Source organism: Gellertiella hungarica, from assembly GCF_014197145.1.
Lineage (GTDB): Bacteria > Pseudomonadota > Alphaproteobacteria > Rhizobiales > Rhizobiaceae > Gellertiella > Gellertiella hungarica.
In genome coordinates, this window is record NZ_JACIEZ010000001.1 from 858,385 (window position 1) to 881,273 (window position 22,889).

Here is a 22,889-nt window from a genome sequence, read left to right on the forward strand (position 1 = left end):
ACAGGATGTTCGGTAAAAAGTTCAGTTTGTGACGAATTTTTTTCGACGATGCGCTGGACAAGCCCGCTCATCCTGTTTATACGCCCCATCACGCCACGGCGACGGGCGGACGGGTGATTAGCTCAGTTGGTAGAGCAGCTGACTCTTAATCAGCGGGTCGTAGGTTCGAGCCCTACATCACCCACCATTAACTCTCTGAAATAGTTGACATTATTTGAGCCCCTTTGGGGCTTTCGCCCATCGCGGTTTGTCTAGATTGGAAACCGTTTCCAATTCACTTTCCGTTCTTGTTCTTGAAAGCTTCCGGTTCGATCTCGCTCCAGCGGGCTTCCATCAGCTTCATCGCGTCTCGGGCAAGGCTGCGCAAAGCCACCTCTCGCCCATAATGCTGCACCATCTGCGCTGACATGTTGCAGATCGCTCCCACCTGATTTTCGGTGCAGCCCACTTCCAGCAAATTGATCACGGCATTCTTCCGCAGGCCATGGAAGACGATTCGGTTCTCCCGGAACGGCTTGAACTCGTCACGCTCCATGAGCTTCTGCCATTCTGTCCGAAATCCGTCCGCAGTCTTGTAGTGCGTTGCGCGGGCGCCGGCGTGGAGCATAACGCTGTCGTTCGTCGGAACACGATCGATCCACTGCCGGTAGGCGGAATGTATTGGTATCCAGACCGTCTTCTTTGTCTTCTGGGCCCGCACCGCAATCGTGTTCTCGCCGGCCTTCGGCTTCACCATCGCCAGAACATCGCCTTGGCGCTGGCCGGTGAAGAAGGCTGACATGGCGATCATCTGGAGGTGGAACGGCGCGTGCTCTAGAAGGAGCTCGAACGCCCAGTTGGGCCACGGCACCCAGGGCTCAGTCCCCGGGATCTTCTCTGTATGTTCAACCGGGTTGCTCGTGCAGTATCCTCTCGGGACGCCCCAGGCCATCAGGCGCGAAAGGAAGGCACGGAACTGGTTTGCGGTCGCCGGCGTGTCGCCAAGCTCATCGATCATCAACTGTGCGTCTACCGTCGTCAGATCGGACGGCAGCTCATCTCCAACCAATTCGATTATCATTTTGCCCGACGCCTTGTATCCGCGCTTGGTGGATGCGGACAGGCTCGACCAATGAGGGTTGGTTTCATCTTGGAACGCCTCCACCAGCGATTTGAAATCGCGGATGCCTTCGCGGCCGCGCTTGACGAAGGCGGAGAATGCCTTCTCGGCCGCCGGCCAGAATGCCTTGTCCCTGTGATCCGGAAGTCTTTTCCCGTCCAGAACGAAACCCTTGGAATCACGATCCAGCGCCTCGCAGACCGCTAGGCGCGGGGTGAAGGTGGGCTCCAATGGCTCAGGAAGGGCAATGGACGGCCAAGCAGCGGCCGTGTTCCGGTTTCTGGTATAGAACGTGTACACGGTCACCGAGCCGCGCTTCGAGCGCTTTGTGACCCGGTGAACATGCCTAGGCAGCGCTACTGTTCCGCTTTTCCCTGATCTTGTCACGGAACCTTGCTCCTATTCCTGATGAGACTTCCACGACATGCAGTTTCATCGCCCTATCGAGGTCGTCTCGATACCAAAACTTCCGGCGAGTGCTGTCAACGACCCGGGGGAGCGGGTAGACACTTCCGACACGCTCGAGGAAATCCTCGACATGCTTCTCTCCGCAATAGCCAGCTGCCATTTCTGCGTTCATGCGGGGCGGCCAGCTACCGGCGGGGAACGTTGGAGATCGACGCGTGCTCACTCCCTGCCCTCCCTGCTGCGGATGGCGGCGGCGCGGCAATCTGGGAGTGTGCCTACCCACTCCAATGCTTCTTCAGTGTTGAAGCAGTCTGGTTCGTAATCATCGAAATCCGGGTCAACGGCGTAGATCAACTCTTCGCTTTCTCCATCAAGCTCTATGGTCCATGCTGCCACCACTTCGCCGGGGCAAATATGCTGCCCATACGCGAGCACAGAACATGACAAACCCTTGCGACGAAGCGCCGCTTCAATCTTGCGCTTGCTCATTTCTTCACATCCTCAATGGCACGGGCATGGATAGCTGCGGCGATATCTTCGGCGGCTTTCCGCGCCGAAAATGCCATAATCGATAAGTCTCCATCCCATGCCGCTTTTTCGTTGTCGGCCACCTCCGCACACGCCTCCCGCTCTTCCCGCCGTCCTGCCTCGTATGCGTCGGAGAGGGCGGTGGCGATGAGTGTTATCGCCGCGTCCGTGGAGGTGCGGTGATCGGCATCGAGCGCGTTCTGATAAAGCGTTGTGGCCTCCCTGTAGCGGTCAGTCATTGGCCTCACCTCCCTTCAGGGCGGCTCGGGCGTCTGGGCTGAACGAATACCCGACCTTTGTCAGCCTCTTGCTGTCGTTGGCTCCGAAATAGATGGTCTGCTCGCCGCCCCACCAAAGAGCCTCTCCGAGCTGCGGTTCATCCTCTGATGGCTCTGCGTAGACGTATGTTTCGTCAAACCAGCCTGGGCGATATTGAGAGATGACGTGATAGCGAACGACCTGCCGGCCATCCTCCAGCGTCATTGCCAGCTTCTCGATTATGTTCCCACCGCCGCTCACGCCTCACCTCCCTTCAGGGCGGCTAGACGCAATTCGGCGTTAGTTTTGTCGCGATGTAAGTTCCACAACAAAGCGATACGTTCTGCTGCTTCCCTCAGTTCCTCGTAGCTCAGCTTGTAGGAGTATGCTGTTGTGGCGAGGCCAATGTCATCGACTGCCAGCCGAACGGAACGATGCCCATCCCATGCGGCTTCTTGACTGTGCAGGGGGTGGTTGTCTCCGTACGTCCTTACTTCGCGCTGGTCTGTCCAGTGGTTTTCCGGCGTCCCGCTCATGCCTCACCGCCTTCGATCCATTCGAGAGCATTCTTTGCCTTCTCCTGCACCGTCAGGTGACGGCCACGACGGATAGCGCGAGCGGCTATCGTTAACGCTCCGCGTGCCCAATCACGCGTTTTCCACAGCGTCTCGGAGAGCATGACATCAATGAGCGCGGCGCATTCTTCGCGCGTCTCCTCCACCGCCTTATCCCGTTCCTTGATTGCTTGGGAGAGGGAGGCTTCGGCGGCGGTGGCGCGGTCTCGTATGCCGGCAGCCATGTTGCTGATTTGAGTGATGATGCCAGCCGTATCATCAAGCATCTGCCATTCCGCAACATGTGGATACGACTGCTCATGCATGGCTTGCGCAAGCATACGTGCCTCCCTGTTTGCTGCATTGGATGCGGTTTCGAGGCGGGTGATTTCAGATCGAGCCGTTGTGAGTGCGTCTGCAAGGTTGCGAGCCTTCCCGTTCCAGAACCGCCACAGGCTCTCCTCTTTCGCCTCTCCGTCAAGTTCGGCAACCTGCTGCCGAAGCCGCTCGTTCTCCTCCTCCAGCGCCTTCACGCGCTGCTCTGCGGTGGTGGCGCGAGAGAGCGTGTCGTTGTAATCCTCGATAGCCGCATCGGTGATGCCCTGAGCAATGCGCAAAGATTCCGTCAGCCGCTCGTTCTCCTCCCGGAGATCGGTGGGCGGGGTGGTGAGGGCGGACAGGATGCGACGCTCGTAATCGGCTTGGGCGGCGGCTTTGGCTCCTGCAATCCCACCGTCAACGAGAATTCCTGATCCTTGCTTCCAAGGTGCCCAACATCCAGTCCCATCGATCTCCCAAACAGAATAGTGCCCGAACACGCTTTCAGCTACTTCCGTGTAGGTTCCAGAAGCGCCTTCTTTCCACTCCAGCGGCTTTACCGCCTCGGCAGGCTGCACGGATAGGGCTGCCTCTCGCACGATGACGCGATAGATATCCTCGATCACCGAGGCGTCTTCCAGCGCGCCATCAAAAACCTCGTCGATGATTTTACCCATCAGCGCACGGCTGATGCCGGCAGGCTGCGCGGATAGGGCGGCGGAACCACAAATGGCGCATGGAATGTTCGGTGCCTTCGGGTTATCTTCGCAGGCGCAGCACTTGATTTCATCAGTCACGGTCATTGCTCGACCCTTTCATATCGGCCTTTGGCCCAATTGAATTTCATGTCTGCCGGTGGCTTGCGAAAGCTGGACGGCTTCTTGATGCCGAGCGCCTTGTCCTGCATCCGCACCGTCTTTGCGGCCATCGGGATGTCGTGCTTGGTGGTCTTGTGCTTGTGGCAACGGATGCAAACTGCCGCGCAGTTCTCCAGGCTGTTGTCCTTGGAGTTAGCATCCATGATGATGTGGTCGAACTGCACGCCTGAGCCGAGCGGGGCGCAGCAGCGCTGTCCATCTGGCAACCCGTACATCTTGCCAACGGCCTCACAGGCCATCCCAGAGCGTTTCAGGGCCTCTCGCTTGGTGTGCTTGGAGAACTCCTTCCGGGCCATTCACGCGCCCTCCCTGATCATCTGCGTCTTGATATCGCGCAGTTCCTTGATGAGGTGACGGCGCGGCTTGTGTGCGCGGCGTGCGGCTGCAATCTGGGTCTCAAGCGACCGTATGCGCGGGTTGGCCCGTCGCATGCGTACGCCGGTCCACCATGTGCAGATTTCGAAGGTGATGCGGTCGAGCCATCTCATGGTTCACCGCCTTCCGCCTTGGATAAGCCAAAGAACGACAGAACCTTCTCAGCCAGGGTCGGGCGGCGCTGCCACAGCCTAAGTTCTCCTACACGGCAACAATTCCCGCCGAACATTAGCTCAACTTTGCAAAACCAACCGACGCGCTCGCATCGTCCGTCCCATGTTCTATGCACACATGTTCTGCAGGACTTAACCTGTGTCATCGTGCAGCCTCCTGCGTTTCCTGCTGATCGAGCCGTGCCATGCTGATCGCGCCAAAGCTGGCAGCCCAGACAACAAGACCGGCGATGATGGAGAGGATGAGAACCCGCGCCGTGCTTGCCACACGCGAGGCCTCAAGGATTTCATATATGGGTATCTGGCAGCACCCATCCGGGCAGCCGCAATCAAACTGGCGGGCAGGGCAGGTCATTGTGCGCTCCTCGGCTTCAGATGCTCCGGAGAGCAGTCGAGAACCTCTGCGAACCATGCGATGGCCTGTTCTTCCGTCCGCTGCTCGTTGATAACGGCCCTGATCGCCGCCACGGCTGATTTCAGTTGTCCCTCGGCAGCCCGCGACAGGTGTGAAACAAGGTTTGCCGACATCTGCCCGACGAGTGCCAACCGATCGCCAGGCGGGAGGCTCTTCTCCCGCGCCGTAGACAGGCCCTTGCGGGCAAGATCCACCAGGTGGATGCGGTCGCTGCTTGTAAGGTTGGAGGCCGAAGACGGGGGCGGATCTTCGGCCTCCCCGGACGAGGTGCAGGGTTCACTCTCGTCCGTTTTGGTATCTGCGTTCAGGTTGAACACCACGCCGCGCTCGGTGCCTTCCTTGATGATGAATTCCAGAAACTCGGTCATCTCGTCCTTCGACAGGTCTGACGATGACAGCTCGATTGGCAGAAAGGTCTTCTTGTCGAGGCTCGGCAGGAAGGTGATCTCCCGGCCGAAGGCGTGCAGAAATATTGCCTTCCATTCTGCCGGCTCGTACTTCCGGCCCGCATGGTCAAGCTGCCTGGAAACCTCTGTCAGCAGCGCCCACATCAAATCGTTTTGCGGAAGGCTGCGCTTCGTTGCCTTGATTTCGACTCGGCAGCCCTTGGACGCGCCTTGGATTATGCGGATGGCTGCGGCCTTGTCTTCGTGACTGTTCAGCACAAAAAGAGCGCGGTCCATTACGCGGCATCCCCATACTTGGCCCGGAGCGCAGCCTCCTTGTCTTCCAACTCGATCAGGAAGTCTGAGACATCGATTTCCAGCTTGGAGATGAAAGCGTGGTCTGCCGTGACGCGCTGGATGTGGATCTGCATGCTCTCCGGCAGCCTCGGGTCATAAGACACGAAATCGCACCAGCCGCGCTTTGTGCAGGCCATCTGCCATTGCATCTGCTTGAGGTACTTCCCGTCGATCTCTGCTCCGAGAAGCGTCTCTATGTGGGTTGCGGTGTTCGGGCATTTGATCTCGACAAGCCCGAGTTCACCGACAAGGCCATCCGGCGAAGCGCCAGACATCGCAATGCGCGGGTGGTCGACAAAACCTACCTCGACAACATCCTGGCCGGTCATGAACTCGTAGAGCCTCCGAGCTTCTGGCTCCATGTCAGTTCCCCACTGCATGGCCGCATTGGTGAAGCTTTCGCGTGGCTCTCCAGTCAGGCGCTCGCAAAGCAGCTCGGCCATGTAGTTCGCCCGGCTTGCGCCCCAGCCCGTCTTAGTGCGGGCTGTGGCGTCTGCGATGCGAGAGGCAGTTACCTTTCCGAGCCTCACGCGGAACCATTCGTCGGTGCGCTGGACGGTCTCAAGCATTGGCCGACCTCACAGCGCTCTGCTGCGCCCGGTAGGCAATACGGCGGCGGAGGGATGCAACAGCGTCGTTGAACTTTCCGGCCGGCAGTTCCTTCACGCTATCGATGCGCCAGTGCTCGCAAAAAGCAACCTTGTCTAGGTCTGCCTCTTCGATCAACTGGTTGAGGGCCAAGAACTGCTCCTCATTGATCACCTGAACGTTGGCTACTCCAGCTGCATGCCCATCATCGTCTTCACCGCGGCTTGTGAGATTCAGCAGTGCGCCTGCCGTGTATCGCTTGCCGTAGCTGGTGGATGATCCGACCGCTTGAACAGCATTCTTGCTGCCGCTGGTATCAGCGGGCAATTCCATCTCGGTTTCTTCCCGGTGGCCTTCCCTGTGGGCCAGGACACCGGTTACGACAATGTGCCCATCACGTTTCCCAGTTCGGAAGCTGATGCCGAAGCCATGCCTGGCCAAGATTGGCTTTATCGCCTCGTTGATGTCTTCCCAGAGCGCATACTTGCTCTGCACATTCCCGTTGCGGTCCTTGATGCCGCCGCGCTCGTTGATAACGGGCAGCTCCTTCTGCATGTCTGCAAATGCAGCATCGAAGGCAGCCTTAGCGTTTCTCGCCATGATCCGCTCCTGCATCTGCAGAAGGCGCTCCATCTTGTCGATGTCCACATTAGGGTCCAATGCAGCACGCTCGATCATATGAATTACGGCGGCGCTGTCGTTGACCGCAGGTGCTACTGCAGTTTGCGAAGGGGCTTGGATTTCGACTGCGTTTCCCATTCGATGTGCCTCCATGTTGCGTTTCGCTGCGGCCAGAACCGAGTTGCTCAGTTCGCCGATGTGCTGTTCGTTTCCGGGGATTTCGATCAACGGCTCCATGTGATGCGGGCCTCTTGGTCGATGATGTCTGCGCGCTTCTGAATGGCCTCGGCGCGTGCGAGAACAGCGGCGAGGGACAGAGCGGAAATGAGGGTGAATAGGGCGGTGCTGCGGAGGGTGGCGGTCATGCGTCACCGCCGGTCTGCACGCCGATTTCGCACAGCTTGCGGATCGCCTCGGAAAGCGTCGAGATACGGTTCTGGAAGCGCCAGTCGTTTATTGCTTCGAGCTGCGCGTCAGAGATCTTGACTTGAACCCGAACGGTTTCCCCGCCGGAAAGCTTCGGGCGGCTCATGCCTCACCGCCTTTCGCCAGCTCGGCAATGAGGGCGTCGGCGTACCAGACTGCCTCGCGGACGATCTCGTTCGCTCGCATGTACGTGCCGTCATTGCCGTTGGACCCGAGCAGCCCCTGCATAGCCAGACCCGCGAAATATTCGCGCTTTGTCATGCCGGCGTTATCCTGCCATTCAGGAAGAATCCCGGGGTGAAGCGGGAAGGCGCGTTCGTGGTGCTTTGTCATCACGCGGCCTCCGACACTGCCGAGGCCTTGACGAGCTCGCGGCGCTGGACGCTGTAGCCGAGCGCCGATGCCAGCCGGCGAAAACGCTGGTCGATCTCGTCGTTCATGTGCCGGGCGTCGGACGGATCGACCCAGCCCATGGCGAATGACCGCTTCGCGATTTCCGTCGCGTGGATCTCGACCTCGGTGAAATTGACTTCCTTCTGCATCGCGATCACTCCGCAGCTTCGAGGAATTGAACAGGGGCGGGGAACGGGAAGCCGTCGAACACGCCTTTCCATTCCAGAGATTTCCGCTGCTCGTCGGTGATGCCGACAAGCTGGTTGCGGAACGGGATTGGGGAAAGTGAAGATGCCAGCACGTCGGGGTGGCCGGCCTGAGCGAGAGCTTCACGAAGAGCGGCCGCGTGGCGCAGGTAGCCAAGGTAACGGGCCGATGCGTTCGGCGCCGCCTTGCCGGCCGCGTGCAGATTGCGGACCTTCACGATGATCTCGTTCAGATCCTTGATCGTCTCGGCGAGCGCTTCGATCTTGAGCTTTTCATGCGAGTGCATCGGAAATCCCCTTGAAATGGCGGGAATGCTGAACCTGTCCCGCCTCGCCTTGCGTCTTCAGCCCGTGGGCGATCTGCTTGGCTGATGGAGGTAAGATGCATTATGCATTCTTATGCGTCAAGAAGAAAAAGATGCAAAAAGCATTCTTTTTGTTTGACCGGCGTCACGAGGCGATATTATGGATTGCAAATCGACGGGCGACCGGGTGCAATCCCCGAGCTGGTGAAGCCCGAGGCGCGGGGAGCGAAAGTCCTACTGTGCTGCCAGAAAATGAGGACGGGACGACCGAGAGGCGGACCTGCTAATTCGACCGACCGACCGACGGTTCAAGCCGAATGCAAACGCTCCTCCTGCCTTTCAGGTTGTCCTGAGGGGTAGGGGGAGCTTTGCTTGTCTCCCTCCCTTTTCTCGGGTTCATAACCTGAATTTCAATAGAGGTTTAATACTCTTCTTGAGGTGGTAATTCTCGATAAGAAATATCTGTGATTTCAATGGCATCAGTTTTGTCAATGGTTGAAATTGCAACCGAACCAAAAAAACCGACTCGACTCTAACCGTGACTCCTGCTTTTAAATCCGTGAACGGAATGAGAACAAACAGGAGATGATCATGTCGCGTGCTCCAGTCGATCACCCAAACGCTATGCGCCTGGTTGTCGAGCTTGCGAGCCTATACGTGGCGTGTGATGATTGCGGCCATTCCCGCGTCCTGGACCTGAACAGCCTGAAGAAAGCCGCTGCGCTGGGCGTCCACAACTACATGCAGCTCTGCCGGAAAATCCGCTGCAGCGAGTGCCCGAAGGTGCCGGTGTCAGCCAGAAACTTGACGATCCGCCCGACTTGGGTGGCCGAGTCAGTCTACACTGTGGCGTGAAACACGATCTTGTGCACCGAGAACACCTGCTTGGTGTCGAAGGTGAGTTCGTTCGCTTCGCCCTCTTCGGGGTTGTGCTGCCATAGCCTGGTGACTTTCGATGACTGCGAGCGGAATTCCTTGATGTAGCTCTCGCGGCCGTTCTCTTCGTCGGTGACGATCTGCACGACGACATCGTCACCAGTCCGAACCGGCTCATTGGGATTAATCCAAACGGTTTCGCCAGCCTTGAACCGCGGCTCCATAGACGTGCCGTAAACGCGCACCGCGTAAGCGCCCTCGACGCCCTCGAGCATCGGCGGAACGAATAGTCGGCCCACCTCGGCACCATTGAGGATGAAGCGCCCGTTCGGGCCGGTCACGGACTGTCCCAGCAGCGGGATGTAGCCGTCGCTCGTGAAGCTCTCGTAACGCGGCGGGAAGCTGGCGTTCGGTCGAGAACGGAACGCCGCGGGCTCTTCACGATCGTCTTCGTCCTCAGTGTCGGCATCGCTGCCCTTGCCACGGAGCAACCAGTCCAGCGAGACCTTGAATCGGCGGGCATACAGCTCCGCCTCCCGTGTGATCCCGCGTGTACCGTTCTCGTGCTGCGCATAGGTCGAATAGGTGACGCCCAGGGATTCCGCGGCCGCTCTCGCGGTCTTGAACCCAGCTCGCTCACGCGCGGCCTTGAGCCGCTTACCAATTTCAACTGATTCTGCCATGCGCACAGTCTGCACAAAATAAAAATGCGATAGGCATTGACAAGAAAGAATGCGAAATGCATCTTATGTGCATGACGCACGAACCTACACACTCCGAAACCATCCGGACCGCGATGGCGACATTGGGTCTCAACCAGCCACGCTTCGCCGATGAACTGGGTGTTGACCAAGGCACTGTGTCCAAGTGGATCAACGGCAAGGCAAACCCGTCAGGGCCTGTCCTCAAGCTCATCGACCGGCTTCTGGCAGACCATGAGAGCCAGGCGATGGCGGAGGCATCCGAATGAGCGCCGACCTGGACGCCATTGCACAGCGAGCCATTGAGCATCGCACCCATGACAATCGAAAGCAGATCGGGAGGCCGGCGAAATGAGCTGGAACCACGACATGTCCATGGCGCCACGAGATGGCTCGCATGTGATCCTCGCTCTGTCGAACAAACAGGTACTCCGCTCATACTGGTGCGAGCCGAAAGGTGAACCGGCGCATTGGTGCATGCTGAGCCACAAGAACGACCCGGTGGCCTGGATGGCTTGGCCGGAGCATCCCTTCACAGCTGATCCCGCCGGTGCCGCAGATACGGCGGGTGATGATTTGCGCGCACCTGTTGCTGCGGAGCAGGGTCAAATTGCTCGGGAAGGGGATGCGCCCCGTGAAACCGGCCGCGTCAGCGGTGCCGCTTCGGGCCCGAGCACTGCCCCCATCATCCTTCACCATCACATCTTCCTCGACGACGTGGGGTCCGGAGCATGAACCCGGTCTACTGGACTGCGCTATCGCTGACGGTTCTCGCCCTTATGGTGCTGGCCTTCATGATCCTGACGGTCATTCAAGCGGGCAAGCGCGGCGACGAAGTGAACGATGCCGACGTAGCAGCTCCCGAAGGAGACCTGTCCTGGTGTTTCTTCGATGCTGACGATGATCGAGGTGAACGCAAATGAGCGCGGCACTTCGTGACGAGGTTCTGCATCGATTTGCATCGGTTCCTTTCGCCGAGACGGATTACAGCCCGGCCGCCCGCATCGTGCGGAAATTGGTTGCTGTCTATCCAGCGCAGATCACGGGCAAGCAGCTTGCCCAGGAAGTCTTCCAGGACCCGCTGACTGGCAATGCCTTCGCGGCTCTCTGTCTTCATTTCAACCGGGCCAATGAGGCCCTCGCTCCCTGTGGTTTGGCGATCCGGCGGAGCGGAGGGGAACCTCATAGCACGTACTTCATCACTTCAACCAAAGGGGAAACCCGCCGAGCGCCTGCTCGGTAACTTCGAACTTCGGCCTTGGCCGGCGTCCCTCTGTGCACAGGGAAAAAAGCACAGGGAACGTCGGAAATGTCCGAAAATCGATTGGAGAAATCCGAAATGTCGAGCGTCGAATTCGCATCAACAGCACTCAAGCGGCATGTGGCGCCGCGCGATTGTGCTGATTCCGTGAAAGAGCGCATCCGGATCGCGGCCCGGAAGCTCGGCTGGTCTTTCTCCAGAACCAAAGACGTCTGGTACGCCGACCCGCGCGTATCAATCGACGCCGACGAGTTGCGGGCAATCGAGGATGCAGCACGTGTCAGATACGCGCGCGAACAATTCCACTCAATCGATGAGCTCATTGCCGAGGCGGAAGCTCTCCTGGCTGGCCCTGAGGCGGATTTCTATCGCCCTCTGGTTACTGGCTTCCGCGCGGTCATTAGCGCGCTTCATCGCACCTGAATTGCCACCGGACCTGTGACGCTCCGGCGCCACAGGTTTTTTCAACACCTCAGCCGTCGGAAAATTCCGACAACCAAGGGACAAGGGACATGACCACGGGTGACAACACAAAGCTGAGTGCGGAGGATCGGCAGAAGCTATTTGCGCACCACTTCCGCAAGGAACTCGCCGCCGAGAATGCACGACGTATGGCGGTCGCCGAGAAAGCGGCGAACAGGAAGCTGGCAAAAGCAGCGGACCCGACCTTTACCGCCCAGAAGTTCGACCACTACCTGAAGGCCCATTTCGGAGAGGATGACCAGAAGCCCGTCGACAGGCTTCGGTCCGACCGGGAGAACCTCGAGTGGCTTGGCCTCATCCCTTCCACGAGCGGCGGTGATCTGCTGGCACAGGCAGACCGTGTTGACCGTGAGGGAATGACCAGGGCGAAGGGCTACAAGGCTGGGCTGCTCGGCATGGACCGGGTGTCCGGATACGACGCCGGGAGCGTCGACGACAAGCTCTGGCTCGAGAGTTACGACGCCGGCCGCACGGAGTACGAAACCGATATTCCCGACATCCTCGCCCGCATCCAGTCGTCTCAGGACAGTGAGGAGCCTCCGGAAGGCGACCCCTTCGAAGATGATGCCGACTGACTACCAGAAGTTCCCCAGACCCGGTTGACGATCCTCCTCCCAAGCCAGCCGGGCACCTGCCCGGGGCGCGAATGCCTCGGGACCCTCTCGCAGCGAAGAAAAGAATGAGAATTCACGTCGACAGCACCAGCAGAGGCGAGAGCCGACTGACCCAGCGCCAGTCAACGATCGTCACGCTCCTGTCAGACGGCAACTCGGTCAAGGAGATCGCCCGTCTGCTGGGCATCAGCATCAGGACCGTGGAGCGACACATCGATGTCGCCCGGAAATCAACCGACACCCCGAACATCGCGGCGCTGGTGGCGAAGGCCATCAGGCAGCGGTGGATCAGCTGAACAAGTGAGGAAATCAATGATCGTCATGGGTCTTGACCTTGCCACCCGGTCCGGATGGGCCGTGAGGGACAGCGAAAAGCACCGCTCGACCATCCAGTGCGGAACGTTCTCGGTTCAGGACTATGCCTGGGAGGAGAAGTACCCCGTCGCAGCAAACCTCTTCTATCGGCTCGTGAAGGAGCACCAGCCGCATTTTGTCGCCATTGAGCGGCCGGAGCATGGCGTCCGCCAGTTCAAGAAGAAGGGCAAGGCGGACTTGACGGGCAAGGAGGAGATCGTTTCGACCATCAACCCTGCCGCGCTCCAGCTTACCGGCATCGCCGGCGCCATCACTGCCATCTGCATGATGATGAAGATCCCCTTCGGTACCATCGCAGCCACCTCATGGCGCCCGATTTATTATGGGAAGGGCGTGAAGCCAGGTGAGGGAGAAGACTGGAAGGACCTCGCCATCGCCACCTGCGAGCGCGAGAAGATCAAGCTCCCCAAGACCAAGGCCGAACAGCGTGATGCCGCCGAGGCAGTGGGTATCTGCACCTGCTGGGCCCGGTGCGACATCCCGAAAATCGAGTGGATGCAGGATCGGTTCATCGCTCTCCGTACCGGAGCCTTCGAGCAGAAGCGGAGGGTGGCATGAGCGATTACGGTTCATTCCTTCGGGAGAAGGTGCGGCTCGCGCCGGCCTCCGGCATCGATATCGGGGCGCATCAGGTCAACCCGATCCTCAAGCCGCACCAGCGCGATCTCGTCGTATGGGGCGTCCGAGGTGGAAAGCGTGCCATCTTCGCCGCCTTCGGCCTTGGCAAGTCGGTAATTCAGATCGAGATCCTTCGCATCATCACGCAAGCTATTGGCGGCCGTGGACTTATAGTTCTCCCTCTCGGTGTTCGCCAGGAGTTCCGTCGCGACGGCCGTATGCTCGGCGTCGAGATCAAGTTCATCAGGTCGATAGAAGAGGCTGGGTCGACCGGCATCTACATGACCAACTATGAAACCGTCCGCGACGGCAAGATCGACCCGAACGCATTTGACGCGGCCTCACTCGACGAGGCTTCGGTTCTTCGCTCCTATGGCTCCAAGACCTATCAGACGTTCCTCTCGATGTTCGACGGCGTCCGGTACAGGTTCGTCGCTACAGCAACTCCCAGCCCGAACCGCTACAAGGAGCTGATCCACTATGCCGGCTTCCTCGGCATCATGGACACAGGGCAGGCCCTGACCCGCTTCTTCCAGCGCGACAGCACCCAGGCCAACAACCTCACGCTATATCCTCACAAGGAGCGCGAGTTCTGGCTCTGGCTCAACAGCTGGGCGATTTTTCTGCAGCGACCATCAGATCTCGGATACTCTGATGATGGATATGATCTGCCTCCCATGAGCGTGATCTATCACGAGGTGCAATCCGACATCGCAGACGGTGGCGTTGATAGAGACGGGCAGACAGTACTTTTCAAGGACGCTGCCATAGGTGTTGTGTCGGCTTCGAAAGAGAAGCGCGAGACGCTGAAAGCGCGTGTCGCAAAGGTAATGGAGATCCTGAATGTCGAAGGAATCGGAGCGGGAACGCAATGCGCGGCGCAGGCAGACCAAGGAGTATCGCGAGTATCAGCGGAACTACCAGCGCGAGCGGTATCATCGCGTCAAGGAGCAGGTGAAGGAATATCGGGAAACGCCGGCGCGGAAGGCTTACATGGCCGCGTACGTGAAGAAGAACAGGGCGAAGCACAGGCATGCGGCAAAGCTGAAAACGTACGGGCTTGTGCAGGAGCAGTTGACGGCGCTTCTGGAGCACCAGGAGCATCAGTGCCCGATCTGCCTGAAGTTCCTTGCCTATCCAGTGACACCATCGATCGACCACTCCCATCAGACAGGCGTGGTGCGAGGAGTGCTCTGCCGGAAGTGCAACGCCGCGATCGGGCTTCTGGAAGAGAACACGGACAACCTGGAGCGAGCGATCGAGTACCTGAGTATTCATCGGCGGCGCGAAATCAACAGTGTGTTATCTGGTGCGATCTCAACGACGAACAGCAAGCCATCGAGCGAGAGCTCATTGCTGCCGGCATAACGGTATCTTCGCTTTACGGCTCACAGACGCTTGATGAGCGGGAAAAGCTGCTAGACGACTGGAAAGCCGGTCGGACCACCGTGTTTCTGTCCAAGCCGACCATGTATGGGTCCGGTGTCAATCTGCAGCAATGCAGCAGGATGATCTTCTCCGGGATCACCTTCAAGTTCAACGACACAATCCAAGCCATTCACCGGGTCTACCGCTTCCTACAGTCGGCGCCCGTATCCATTCACATCATCTACGCCGAGAGCGAGCGCGAGGTTCTCCGCACGCTGCAGGGCAAATGGGAAGCGCACAATCACATGGTGGCGAACATGAGCGAGATCATTCGCGAGCATGGGCTCGACAAACTGTCAGCGGCCGAGGTCCTGACCCGAACCATTGGCGTTGAGCGCATCGAGGCGAGAGGAGAGGGTTGGCTGGTGGCGAATAACGATTGCGTCGAGGAAGCCCGGGCAATGGCTGACAACTCCGTCGATCTGATCGTGACCTCGATACCGTTCTCGAACCACTACGAGTACACCCCGAGCTACAACGACTTCGGTCACACGGACAGCGATGACCACTTCTTCCAGCAAATGGACTTCCTGACGCCTGAGCTCCTGAGGATCCTCAAGCCAGGCCGTGTCTATGCCTGCCACACGAAGGACCGGATCCTCTTTGGCAATGTGACTGGCATGGGTATGCCCACGGTCAACCCGTTTCACGCCCGCACCCTGTTCCACACGACCAGCCACGGCTTCGCCTACATGGGGATGATCACGGTCAACACGGACGTCGTGCGCGAGAACAACCAGACCTATCGGCTCGGATGGACCGAGAACTGCAAGGACGGGACCAAGATGGGTGTGGGCTCGCCAGAGTACATCCTCCTCTTCCGGAAGTTGCCTTCGGACACCTCGAAAGCCTACGCCGACGAGCGTGTGACCAAACAGAAGGAAGACTACACACGCGCCCGCTGGCAGGTCGACGCGCATGCATTCTGGCGGTCCTCCGGCGACCGGCTCCCAACCCCCGAGGAGCTGGCAACCCTTGGCCCAGACCTGCTCGCCAAGGCTTTCACCGAGTGGACGCTCAACAACGTTTATGACTACGAGACACACATCCGCATCGGTGAGGCGCTGGAGAAGCGCGGGGCCTTGCCATCAACATTCATGAGCCTCGCCCCGGGCGCCCACGACCCGTTCACCTGGCATGACGTCAACCGCATGCGCACCCTCAACGGGGACCAGACGAAGAAGGGGTTGGAGAACCACATCTGCCCTCTGCAGTTCGATATCGTCGACAGGCTGATCAAGCGCTTCTCGAATGAGGGCGAGCTTGTCTTCGACCCCTTTGGTGGGCTGTTCACCGTCCCATATCGGGCGCTCAGGTTGAAGCGCCGCGGGCGCGCCGTCGAACTCAATCCCGGCTACTTCCTCGACGGGATCAAATACCTCGAGGCGATGGAGCGCGAGATTTCCACCCCCACCATGTTCGACATCTTCGAACGGGGAGGTGAAGCAGCATGAACGCCATGTCCATTGACCGGTCCAACATGGACCGCATCACGGAAGACGATGCATTCGCGGCCGCCGAGGTGTTCTTCGCCTGCATGTTTGCCAACAACGATGTGCTGAAGGATGCGGGCCTGGCCGCCGAGGACTTCGGGGAATGGATTCACCAGGTCATCTACGATCGCGCCCTTGAGCTATACCGTACCACCCAGAACGTAAATCCAGTCGCCCTGAAGCCATTCCTCCCGAAGCATCTGGAACGCATGGACTGCACGCCGGCCCAGTACCTCTCTCGCCTTGCGATGGCGGGGGCAGACCCGACGCTGCGAGACAGGCTCGAAGGTTCCATCCAGATCATCAAGGGCGTTGCGCTCGCCCGATATCTCGCGCGTGAGGCCGATACGGTCACCGAGCTGTCGAGGGAAGGGCATGGGCTTCTCACCCTTCTGGACGAAATCGACCATCTGCAGTCGCGCATCAAGGATGTCTCTGGTCGGCTCTCCTCGCTCCGGTCGACTGTTTCGCCTGGCTCCGCCTACCTTCAAATGTTTAGCCATTCATCCAACCGGGATGGCGTTGTCGGCGTTCCGATCGCTCTGCAGGAGATCGCCCACGTTCTCTCCGAGCCGGTTTTCGAAGCCGGGAACCTCTATGGCCTTCTGTCGAGCTCCGGCGAAGGCAAGTCATCGCTCACGATGCAGTTGATCCACAAGCCGCTAATGGCCGGCCATCCTGTTCTCTTCCTCTCCTACGACCAGTCCGCGGCGCAATGCATGCGCCAGATGATTGCCCAGAACCTCGGCATCAGTGTCCGCCAGCAGCGCGACCCGATGCGAATGATGACCCAGCAGGAGCGTGACCAGTGCGTCAAGTTCGCGATGGATATGGACAGCCGTCCATTCGAAATCATCCGCTGTCAGCGCGAAGGTGTCGCCCAGCTGGTGGCGTATGCCCGCCGGTTCATCAAGCAGCGCCGCAATGGGAACACGCCCTTCATCGTCATTGACCACATCGGCAAGGTGAAGCCGCGAGACCCGAAACTGTCTCCTGATCGCATCTCCGGTGAGGTGACGGCTGAGCTAAAAGCTTTAGCCAACGAGACCGACAGCGCGGTCCTGATCCTCACACAGCGCAATAGCTTCGGCACCCGTCGGGATAACCCGAGGCCCATCGCTGCCGACCTTTATGGCGGCGAGGGGGCGAAGGCTGACTTCGACGCTATCGTCTACCTGTACCGCCCGGAGAAATACAAGGCGGAGCGAATGGCCACGGCCGCCACTGACGCCGACTGGAAGAAGATCAACAAGGTCTTCGGAGAGGATGTCGAGGGAATAGCCGAGATCGGCTCCGTGAAGGTCCGGTTCGGCGATCCCACCATCAAAGAACGCCTCAAATTCGAGGCCGAATTTACCCGCTACGCCCCCATGAAGCCTGCTCGAGCAGAGGAGTTCGATTTCTGATGTCTACGACAGCAACGCGGGCCATCGCGCCCCTGACCCTCCCTGACGTCATCCCCTGTCAGGTCACTACCAGCCCCCCGGAACTTCGCCTGGTAGCACCGACAGCGTTGAGCGTTGACGACAGCTATCAGCGCGGGCTTTCCGAGCGCTCGATCAAGCTTATTCGCAAGATCGTTTCGGAATGGAGCTGGACCGCATTTAAGCCGCCGGTAGTGGTCGAGGTCGATGGTCGCCTCGATGTCATTGACGGTCAGCACACGGCCATAGCGGCAGTGACGCATGGTGGAATCGAGACGATCCCTGTTCTGGTTGTGCAGGCTGCCAGCCAAGAGACCCGAGCGAGCGCCTTCGTGCGACACAACCGAGACCGAATCCAAGTCACGGCCACCCAGCTCCACAACGCCATGGTAGCCGCTGGCGATGAGGATGCTGTGACCGTCTTCCAGGTATGCGAGCGGGCCGGCATAAAGATTCTTCGCAATCCTCCCGCGATGGGCAAGTTCCAGCCCGGAGAGACACTCGCTGTCAGCACCATCAACATGCTTGTGAACCGCCGCCATGCCGCGGGCGCCCGCAAGGTGCTCGACGTGTGCGCGGCCACCAATGCCGCCCCTGTCCCGGCGCATATGATCAAGGCCGTCGAGCACCTGATGCATGCAAAGGAATACCAAGGCGAGATCGATCCCGACCGGATCAGTTCTGTCATCGTTGCCAAGGGCGCTTCGCTCGACAATGAGGCGCAGCGCTTTGCCGTAGAGCGCAAGGTGCCGTTCTGGCGAGCCTATGCCTCGGTCATCTTCATGAACCGCAAGGCTCGTCGAAATGGATGATCTGATCGAACAGCAGCAGAAGCGGATCTACGAGCTCGAATGCCGCGTGCGCGAGCTTGAGGAAGAGCTGATGCCTTCCACCGTTGCAATCCCGCTGGAATGGGGCCTGCCGCGCTGCGAGGCCCGCATATTCGCCATGCTCACGACCCGCGATGTGGTGCCCAAACAAACGCTCCATCTCGCGCTCTATGGCGACCGGTTCGACGGACACGATTACCCACCGCAGCTGGTGGAATCCCACATGAGCAAACTTCGCAAGCGGGTGGCGCCGTTCGGCGTCAAGATCACTGGAAAAAGGTTCGAGGGATACCGCCTCCACAACAGGCACCGCTTCATCTCTCAAGCAGCTGCGCCATCAACAAATCCGAAAATCAAAAGTTCTGAGGAGCAAAGCCTCTGATGTCGATCCTTTCCCTTTTTCCTCCGTCCGAGAATTGCGCCACATACCAGGGCGAGCCGCCGCACCTTCGGCTGATCGTCGACAGCTTCGCCGGCGGCGGCGGCGCTTCGACCGGCATCGAAATGGCCCTCGGCCGTTCGCCGGATATCGCGATCAACCACAATCCGGCGGCACTGGCGCTGCATGAAGCGAACCACCCGCAGACGCTTCACCTGTCCGAAAACGTCTACAAGGTCGATCCTCTGGACCATCTGCGCGGCCGGCATGTCGGCCTGATGTGGTTCTCACCGGATTGTTTCCCATCGGGCACTATGATCCTGACGGATCGCGGATACCGCCCCATTGAGACCATTCAAGAGGGTGATCGCGTTCTGACCCACGCGGGGCGCTATCGCCGGGTCTACGCCACGATGCGGTCGGAGAAAGCCGTACGCAATATCGATGTGCAAGGTGTTCCGACGATCACCGTGAGCGATGAGCACCCGTTCTACGCTCGGGCAATGCACAACGTTTGGGACAATGCGAACCGGCGCTACCAGCGTACCCTCGCACCAGCCGCCTGGGTACTTGCGAAGGATCTCCGAACTGGAGCTGCGCCAATGAATGCCGCCGGCGGTGACCGGCATTTCTGCGCAACGCCGTGCTCCTTCGAGCACATCGCCATTCCCGAGGTGGGAGGGCGCGGCATCGCCATCGATGAGCGACTGATGTGGCTTGCTGGCCGCTACGTCGCGAATGGGTGGACACGGCTCTCAATAAACCGCGCAGAGCTTGTATTGGTCTGTGGCAAGCACATCGCAGACGATCTTGCCTCCGAGCTTTCATCTTGGCCGAAGACGGGTGACCGTGCCGCCGCGGGAGAGCTTACCTGGCACAGGCGTGACACGGCGACCGCCCACCAGTTCTCGACAAACAATCGTGGATTGGTCGAGTGGCTTCGAAATGAATTTGGGCACGGCAGTTCAGAAAAAAGCTTCCCCGCATGGGTATTCTCAGCGCCGGAAGCATATCGTCGGGCCCTTCTGAGGGGCTATGCTTCCGGAAATGGCAGCAAAGTCGATACGGGCGCCAACATAGTCACAGAGACGGTGACGGTGTCGAAGGCCCTTGCTCTTTCAACAAAAGCGCTCGTCGAAAGTCTGGGATACACTGCAACGGTGGCTCAGCCGCGCAAGAATCCCTTGTCGATCGAAGGTCGCACGGCAACCACAAGACCGTCATACCTGGTTCGTTGGCGCGAGGTTGCTTCACGATCACAGACGGTGCGCGATCACCTTCACAATTGGTCTCGTGTACAGCGGGTTGGTGAACCGACCGAAGTCGTTCAGGTCTTCAACATCTCAGTTGAAGAAGACGAAACCTATGTCGCAGATGGAATCGTTGTTCATAATTGCAAGCACTTCTCCAAGGCGAAGGGCGGCAAGCCAGTCGAGCGCAACATCCGCGACCTCGCCTGGATCATCCCCGGCTGGATCGAGCGCATCCAGCAGAGCGGCGGCAAGGTCGACGTCGTCGCCATGGAGAACGTCGAGGAATGGAAGGACTGGGGGCCGCTCGTCGAAACTGAGCGCGGGCTCTATCCGTGCCCGGATCGCAAGGGCCAGACCTTCAAGCAGTGGTGCAAAGCGATCAAGAAGCTCGGCGGCAAGATCGAGTGGCGCGAGCTGCGCGCTTGCGACTTTGGCGCCCCGACGATCCGCAAGCGGCTGTTCGTCATTATCCGCTTCGACGGGGAGCCGATTGTCTGGCCGGAGCCTTCCCATGGCGCCCCGACCGACCCTGACGTGATCAGCGGCAAGAAGCTGCCCTGGCGCACGGCTGCCGAATGCATCGACTGGTCCTTGCCGTGCCCGTCGATCTTCGACACCTCGGCTCAGATCTGGGAAAAGCACGGCCTGCGCGCTGTTCGCCCGCTGGCCGACAACACCCTTGCTCGAGTCGCCCGCGGCATGAAGCGTTACGTGCTGGATGCGGAGCGGCCCTTCATCGTCAACCTGACGCACGGCGCGCGGCTCGAAGACCTCGACCAGCCCTTCAACACGATCACGGGGGCTAACCGGGGAGAGAAGGCGATCGTTTCGCCTTCCCTCATCTCGGTTGCCCACGGCGACAGCGGTGGACGCCGGGAATACCCGCTGGACGATCCCTATGGTGTCGTCACGGCTGGCGGAGTGTCGCATGCGGTTATCGCCCCCTCCATCCAGCGCTTCAACACCGGCGCGACCGGCAGCGGCGCGGATGAGCCCATGCCGACGGTCACGGCGAACAGCTTCATCAAACGGCCCGGCGGCGCGGCCCCGCTCGGCGTCCTCGCTCCTCACCTGATGACGATGCGCAACGCGGGCAAGCCCTTCAACGGCGCAGATGAACCGGCGCACACGATCACCGCTGGAGGCGCTGGCCTATCTCTTGTCGCGCCGGTTCTGTCCTATGCACAGCAGGGCGGCGGCAATCGATCGGTCGAAGACCCGCACCACACGATCTGCGCTAGCCCGAAGGATCAGAACTCGGTCATCGTCCCAACGCTGGTCGGCTGCGGCGGCCGGGCCGGGCAGAGCCGCCCGCGCGCCGGGGATGAACCGGCGGCGACTATCACGGCCAAGGCCGATTCCTGTGTGGCGACCGCTTTCATCGCGCAGCACAACAACGACAGTCGGCGGATCGGCGGCGTCAACCCGGGCCGTCCGGCTGATGAACCGCTCTCGACCGTGACCGCGACCGGTGCGCAGCAGAGAGCCGTGGCGGCTTTCATCGCTCGGCAGTTTGGAACCTCGACCGGGCATGCAATCGACAGCCCGTCCGCGACTGTCATGGCAGACGGCGCTGGCAAGTCCCAGCTCGTCGCCCCGTTCCTCCAGGCCTATTACGGCACTGGCGATGGTGGTGAAGAAGACCAGCCCGCCCGGACGATCACGACGAAGGACCGCCACGGCCACGTCGAGGCGGCGCTCGACGCCCCGCCTTTCACCGAAGCGCAGGCCGGCCGCGCCCGGGAGGTTGCCGACTTCCTGCGCGCTCAGGGCTTCTGGGACGAGCGGGAGTTCGCCACGATCCAGATCGGCGGCAGCACCTTCGTCATCGTCGATATCGGCATGCGGATGCTCACGCCCCGCGAGCTCTATAACGCGCAGGGCTTCCCGCCGGACTACGAGATCGAGCGCGCGCCGGACGGCACCGTGTTCCCGAAATCAGTCCAAGTCTCCTGTGTCGGCAACAGCGTCTCGCCGCCCGTTGCCCGGGCACTGATCGCAGCGAACTGCGGCCACATGGCAGTCTTCCGGGAGGCAGCGGAATGAACCAGTTCAGCATCGGAGCGCAGGCTGTCGCCGGCGGTTACATCGCGTGGTTCCGTCGGGTCCACAAGGCGGACAACGAGATCCTTCTGGGCAAGGGCGGACAGCCCATCATCTACGCCACGAAGGCGGAAGCGAAGGCCGCGGCGGGGGAGCGCCTGTGCGCCTACATTAACGGGTCGCTGGTGCGTGACGGGGAGAAGCTTCAGGCTCGATCTGAGGCCGACGCGGTGTTCAATCTCAAGCCCTTCGTCAAGCAGCGTGGCAAGTCCCGTCGAATTCAGGTGGAGCGGAAGGGAGGTGCGGCATGAACCTTGAGTTCCACGCCCGCACCTATTCCAGCCTCGCAGAGCAGCAGGCGGAAATCCGCAAACGCCGCGCTAGGCTTGGCCTTGTCGGCAATCGCCGATCCGTCAAGGAGTCCACGGTTGAGGATGCCCGGCCGGAGCCAGTCGAGGTCAAGAAAGTAGATCCGCCTCCACCAGCGACCGTCCATGTTGTGACGCCATCAGAAGTGAATTTCCAACCGGCGCTCGCCGTCGGTCGGGTGAAACAGTACCTGAAGCGGCGGTGCGAGGATCTGGATGTTACCGTGGACATTCTCAAGATGCGCTCCCGCTCTCGTCCTCTTGTTCGCCTCAGGCATCAGATCTGGTGGGAGCTGCGGATGAAGTTCCATCTCTCCTACACCGACATGGCTATTCGCTTTGGAGGCCTCGACCATACGACCGTGATGCACGGCGTCCACAAGTTCCAGGCTGCCATCGACGCCGGCGAGGTGCCGAACCCCCTGACCGGTCGCCTCGAGCCGAAGGAGGGGTAG

36 protein-coding genes, 1 tRNA gene and 1 pseudogene are annotated in these 22,889 nt (G+C 59.9%); 19 read left to right on the plus strand and 19 right to left on the minus strand.

Annotated features, from left to right (window positions below):
* Window positions 1-111 precede the first annotated feature (111 nt).
* Window positions 112-187 (plus strand) — tRNA-Lys (locus tag GGR23_RS04070).
* An 87-nt stretch (window positions 188-274) separates the two neighbouring features.
* On the opposite strand, the gene GGR23_RS04075 is transcribed toward GGR23_RS04070, so the two are convergent.
* From GGR23_RS04075 to GGR23_RS04150, 17 genes are all read right to left on the minus strand, one after another.
* Complete coding sequence (locus GGR23_RS04075) at window positions 275-1,486, minus strand: tyrosine-type recombinase/integrase (RefSeq protein ID WP_183364807.1); 1,212 nt, start codon at window positions 1,484-1,486, stop codon at window positions 275-277.
* A 240-nt stretch (window positions 1,487-1,726) separates the two neighbouring features.
* Window positions 1,727-1,996 carry a hypothetical protein gene (locus GGR23_RS04080; RefSeq protein WP_183364808.1) on the minus strand — a complete coding sequence of 90 codons (270 nt, stop codon included), beginning with the start codon at window positions 1,994-1,996 and terminating at the stop codon, window positions 1,727-1,729.
* Window positions 1,993-2,274, minus strand: coding sequence for a hypothetical protein (locus GGR23_RS04085; RefSeq protein WP_183364809.1), 282 nt, complete (start codon window positions 2,272-2,274; stop codon window positions 1,993-1,995). Before GGR23_RS04085 ends, GGR23_RS04080 begins: the two co-directional genes overlap by 4 nt.
* On the minus strand, window positions 2,267-2,554 hold the full coding sequence (locus GGR23_RS04090; protein WP_183364810.1) for a hypothetical protein: 288 nt from the start codon (window positions 2,552-2,554) through the stop codon (window positions 2,267-2,269). Before GGR23_RS04090 ends, GGR23_RS04085 begins: the two co-directional genes overlap by 8 nt.
* Window positions 2,551-2,829: a hypothetical protein gene (locus GGR23_RS04095; protein WP_183364811.1), complete on the minus strand. Its 279-nt coding sequence runs from the start codon at window positions 2,827-2,829 to the stop codon at window positions 2,551-2,553. The genes GGR23_RS04090 and GGR23_RS04095 overlap by 4 nt, the downstream gene beginning before the upstream one ends.
* Window positions 2,826-3,968 (minus strand): AAA family ATPase, encoded by a 1,143-nt coding sequence (locus GGR23_RS04100; RefSeq protein WP_183364812.1) that lies wholly within the window; start codon window positions 3,966-3,968, stop codon window positions 2,826-2,828. The genes GGR23_RS04095 and GGR23_RS04100 overlap by 4 nt, the downstream gene beginning before the upstream one ends.
* Window positions 3,965-4,339: an HNH endonuclease signature motif containing protein gene (locus GGR23_RS04105; RefSeq protein ID WP_183364813.1), complete on the minus strand. Its 375-nt coding sequence runs from the start codon at window positions 4,337-4,339 to the stop codon at window positions 3,965-3,967. The genes GGR23_RS04100 and GGR23_RS04105 overlap by 4 nt, the downstream gene beginning before the upstream one ends.
* Complete coding sequence (locus tag GGR23_RS04110) at window positions 4,340-4,531, minus strand: hypothetical protein (RefSeq protein ID WP_183364814.1); 192 nt, start codon at window positions 4,529-4,531, stop codon at window positions 4,340-4,342.
* Window positions 4,532-4,733: 202 nt separating this feature from the next.
* A complete protein-coding gene (locus GGR23_RS23395; protein ID WP_281375652.1) occupies window positions 4,734-4,859 on the minus strand; it encodes a hypothetical protein in 126 nt (41 codons plus the stop codon).
* 83 nt (window positions 4,860-4,942) lie between these two features.
* Entirely contained in the window at window positions 4,943-5,689 is a 747-nt protein-coding gene (locus GGR23_RS04115) for a recombination protein NinB (protein ID WP_183364815.1), read from the minus strand.
* Entirely contained in the window at window positions 5,689-6,318 is a 630-nt protein-coding gene (locus GGR23_RS04120) for a lambda exonuclease family protein (RefSeq protein ID WP_183364816.1), read from the minus strand. The genes GGR23_RS04115 and GGR23_RS04120 overlap by 1 nt, the downstream gene beginning before the upstream one ends.
* Window positions 6,311-7,195 carry an ERF family protein gene (locus GGR23_RS04125; protein WP_246364894.1) on the minus strand — a complete coding sequence of 295 codons (885 nt, stop codon included), beginning with the start codon at window positions 7,193-7,195 and terminating at the stop codon, window positions 6,311-6,313. Before GGR23_RS04125 ends, GGR23_RS04120 begins: the two co-directional genes overlap by 8 nt.
* A complete protein-coding gene (locus tag GGR23_RS04130) occupies window positions 7,183-7,323 on the minus strand; it encodes a hypothetical protein (protein WP_183364817.1) in 141 nt (46 codons plus the stop codon). Before GGR23_RS04130 ends, GGR23_RS04125 begins: the two co-directional genes overlap by 13 nt.
* Window positions 7,320-7,490 carry a hypothetical protein gene (locus tag GGR23_RS04135; protein WP_183364818.1) on the minus strand — a complete coding sequence of 57 codons (171 nt, stop codon included), beginning with the start codon at window positions 7,488-7,490 and terminating at the stop codon, window positions 7,320-7,322. The genes GGR23_RS04130 and GGR23_RS04135 overlap by 4 nt, the downstream gene beginning before the upstream one ends.
* Window positions 7,487-7,717 carry a hypothetical protein gene (locus tag GGR23_RS04140; protein ID WP_210296832.1) on the minus strand — a complete coding sequence of 77 codons (231 nt, stop codon included), beginning with the start codon at window positions 7,715-7,717 and terminating at the stop codon, window positions 7,487-7,489. The genes GGR23_RS04135 and GGR23_RS04140 overlap by 4 nt, the downstream gene beginning before the upstream one ends.
* Window positions 7,717-7,926 carry a hypothetical protein gene (locus GGR23_RS04145; RefSeq protein WP_183364820.1) on the minus strand — a complete coding sequence of 70 codons (210 nt, stop codon included), beginning with the start codon at window positions 7,924-7,926 and terminating at the stop codon, window positions 7,717-7,719. The genes GGR23_RS04140 and GGR23_RS04145 overlap by 1 nt, the downstream gene beginning before the upstream one ends.
* Window positions 7,927-7,931: 5 nt before the next feature.
* Window positions 7,932-8,270, minus strand: a complete 339-nt coding sequence (locus GGR23_RS04150; protein WP_183364821.1) for a hypothetical protein — start codon at window positions 8,268-8,270, stop codon at window positions 7,932-7,934.
* Between the two features lie 609 nt (window positions 8,271-8,879).
* On the opposite strand from GGR23_RS04150, the gene GGR23_RS23080 reads away from it, so the two are divergent.
* Window positions 8,880-9,143, plus strand: a complete 264-nt coding sequence (locus tag GGR23_RS23080) for a hypothetical protein (RefSeq protein ID WP_210296834.1) — start codon at window positions 8,880-8,882, stop codon at window positions 9,141-9,143.
* Here the strand turns inward: GGR23_RS23080 and GGR23_RS04155 are convergent.
* Window positions 9,128-9,847 (minus strand): XRE family transcriptional regulator, encoded by a 720-nt coding sequence (locus GGR23_RS04155; protein WP_183364822.1) that lies wholly within the window; start codon window positions 9,845-9,847, stop codon window positions 9,128-9,130. The genes GGR23_RS23080 and GGR23_RS04155 overlap by 16 nt on opposite strands.
* A gap of 71 nt (window positions 9,848-9,918) precedes the next feature.
* Here GGR23_RS04155 and GGR23_RS04160 point away from each other — a divergent pair, with 71 nt between their 5' ends.
* The 8 genes from GGR23_RS04160 to GGR23_RS04195 all read left to right on the plus strand — a co-directional run bounded on the left by GGR23_RS04160 (window position 9,919) and on the right by GGR23_RS04195 (window position 13,156).
* On the plus strand, window positions 9,919-10,134 hold the full coding sequence (locus GGR23_RS04160) for a helix-turn-helix domain-containing protein (protein ID WP_183364823.1): 216 nt from the start codon (window positions 9,919-9,921) through the stop codon (window positions 10,132-10,134).
* A gap of 82 nt (window positions 10,135-10,216) precedes the next feature.
* Window positions 10,217-10,600 carry a hypothetical protein gene (locus tag GGR23_RS04165; RefSeq protein ID WP_183364824.1) on the plus strand — a complete coding sequence of 128 codons (384 nt, stop codon included), beginning with the start codon at window positions 10,217-10,219 and terminating at the stop codon, window positions 10,598-10,600.
* On the plus strand, window positions 10,597-10,788 hold the full coding sequence (locus GGR23_RS04170; RefSeq protein ID WP_183364825.1) for a hypothetical protein: 192 nt from the start codon (window positions 10,597-10,599) through the stop codon (window positions 10,786-10,788). The genes GGR23_RS04165 and GGR23_RS04170 overlap by 4 nt, the downstream gene beginning before the upstream one ends.
* The gene (locus GGR23_RS04175; protein WP_183364826.1) at window positions 10,785-11,108 is read left to right on the plus strand and encodes a hypothetical protein; all 324 of its coding nucleotides are present in this window, start codon (window positions 10,785-10,787) and stop codon (window positions 11,106-11,108) included. The genes GGR23_RS04170 and GGR23_RS04175 overlap by 4 nt, the downstream gene beginning before the upstream one ends.
* 66 nt (window positions 11,109-11,174) lie before the next feature.
* On the plus strand, window positions 11,175-11,549 hold the full coding sequence (locus tag GGR23_RS04180) for a hypothetical protein (RefSeq protein ID WP_183364827.1): 375 nt from the start codon (window positions 11,175-11,177) through the stop codon (window positions 11,547-11,549).
* Window positions 11,550-11,638: 89 nt separating this feature from the next.
* Complete coding sequence (locus GGR23_RS04185; protein WP_183364828.1) at window positions 11,639-12,184, plus strand: hypothetical protein; 546 nt, start codon at window positions 11,639-11,641, stop codon at window positions 12,182-12,184.
* Between the two features lie 104 nt (window positions 12,185-12,288).
* Window positions 12,289-12,519, plus strand: a complete 231-nt coding sequence (locus GGR23_RS04190; protein ID WP_183364829.1) for a response regulator transcription factor — start codon at window positions 12,289-12,291, stop codon at window positions 12,517-12,519.
* A gap of 25 nt (window positions 12,520-12,544) precedes the next feature.
* The gene (locus tag GGR23_RS04195; protein ID WP_246364896.1) at window positions 12,545-13,156 is read left to right on the plus strand and encodes a hypothetical protein; all 612 of its coding nucleotides are present in this window, start codon (window positions 12,545-12,547) and stop codon (window positions 13,154-13,156) included.
* A gap of 11 nt (window positions 13,157-13,167) precedes the next feature.
* Here GGR23_RS04195 and GGR23_RS23585 read toward each other — a convergent pair whose 3' ends face one another.
* The gene (locus GGR23_RS23585; protein ID WP_382340289.1) at window positions 13,168-13,365 is read right to left on the minus strand and encodes a hypothetical protein; all 198 of its coding nucleotides are present in this window, start codon (window positions 13,363-13,365) and stop codon (window positions 13,168-13,170) included.
* A gap of 844 nt (window positions 13,366-14,209) precedes the next feature.
* Here GGR23_RS23585 and GGR23_RS23590 point away from each other — a divergent pair.
* The 9 genes and pseudogenes from GGR23_RS23590 (at window position 14,210) to GGR23_RS04240 (ending at window position 22,889) form a co-directional block, all read left to right on the plus strand.
* Window positions 14,210-14,584, plus strand: coding sequence for an endonuclease VII domain-containing protein (locus tag GGR23_RS23590; protein WP_183364928.1), 375 nt, complete (start codon window positions 14,210-14,212; stop codon window positions 14,582-14,584).
* Window positions 14,506-14,781, plus strand: a pseudogene (locus GGR23_RS23595) (helicase C-terminal domain-containing protein); the annotation flags it as partial. The gene GGR23_RS23590 and the pseudogene GGR23_RS23595, both read left to right, overlap by 79 nt.
* 120 nt (window positions 14,782-14,901) lie before the next feature.
* Window positions 14,902-16,098: a DNA methyltransferase gene (locus GGR23_RS23600; RefSeq protein ID WP_425486184.1), complete on the plus strand. Its 1,197-nt coding sequence runs from the start codon at window positions 14,902-14,904 to the stop codon at window positions 16,096-16,098.
* Window positions 16,095-17,543 carry a DnaB-like helicase C-terminal domain-containing protein gene (locus GGR23_RS04215; protein WP_183364831.1) on the plus strand — a complete coding sequence of 483 codons (1,449 nt, stop codon included), beginning with the start codon at window positions 16,095-16,097 and terminating at the stop codon, window positions 17,541-17,543. The genes GGR23_RS23600 and GGR23_RS04215 overlap by 4 nt, the downstream gene beginning before the upstream one ends.
* Window positions 17,543-18,373: a DUF6551 family protein gene (locus GGR23_RS04220; protein ID WP_246364899.1), complete on the plus strand. Its 831-nt coding sequence runs from the start codon at window positions 17,543-17,545 to the stop codon at window positions 18,371-18,373. Before GGR23_RS04215 ends, GGR23_RS04220 begins: the two co-directional genes overlap by 1 nt.
* The gene (locus GGR23_RS04225; RefSeq protein ID WP_183364832.1) at window positions 18,366-18,773 is read left to right on the plus strand and encodes a helix-turn-helix domain-containing protein; all 408 of its coding nucleotides are present in this window, start codon (window positions 18,366-18,368) and stop codon (window positions 18,771-18,773) included. The genes GGR23_RS04220 and GGR23_RS04225 overlap by 8 nt, the downstream gene beginning before the upstream one ends.
* Window positions 18,773-22,069, plus strand: a complete 3,297-nt coding sequence (locus GGR23_RS04230) for a DNA cytosine methyltransferase (RefSeq protein WP_183364833.1) — start codon at window positions 18,773-18,775, stop codon at window positions 22,067-22,069. Before GGR23_RS04225 ends, GGR23_RS04230 begins: the two co-directional genes overlap by 1 nt.
* Window positions 22,066-22,377 carry a hypothetical protein gene (locus tag GGR23_RS04235; RefSeq protein ID WP_183364834.1) on the plus strand — a complete coding sequence of 104 codons (312 nt, stop codon included), beginning with the start codon at window positions 22,066-22,068 and terminating at the stop codon, window positions 22,375-22,377. The genes GGR23_RS04230 and GGR23_RS04235 overlap by 4 nt, the downstream gene beginning before the upstream one ends.
* A complete protein-coding gene (locus GGR23_RS04240) occupies window positions 22,374-22,889 on the plus strand; it encodes a helix-turn-helix domain-containing protein (RefSeq protein WP_183364835.1) in 516 nt (171 codons plus the stop codon). The genes GGR23_RS04235 and GGR23_RS04240 overlap by 4 nt, the downstream gene beginning before the upstream one ends.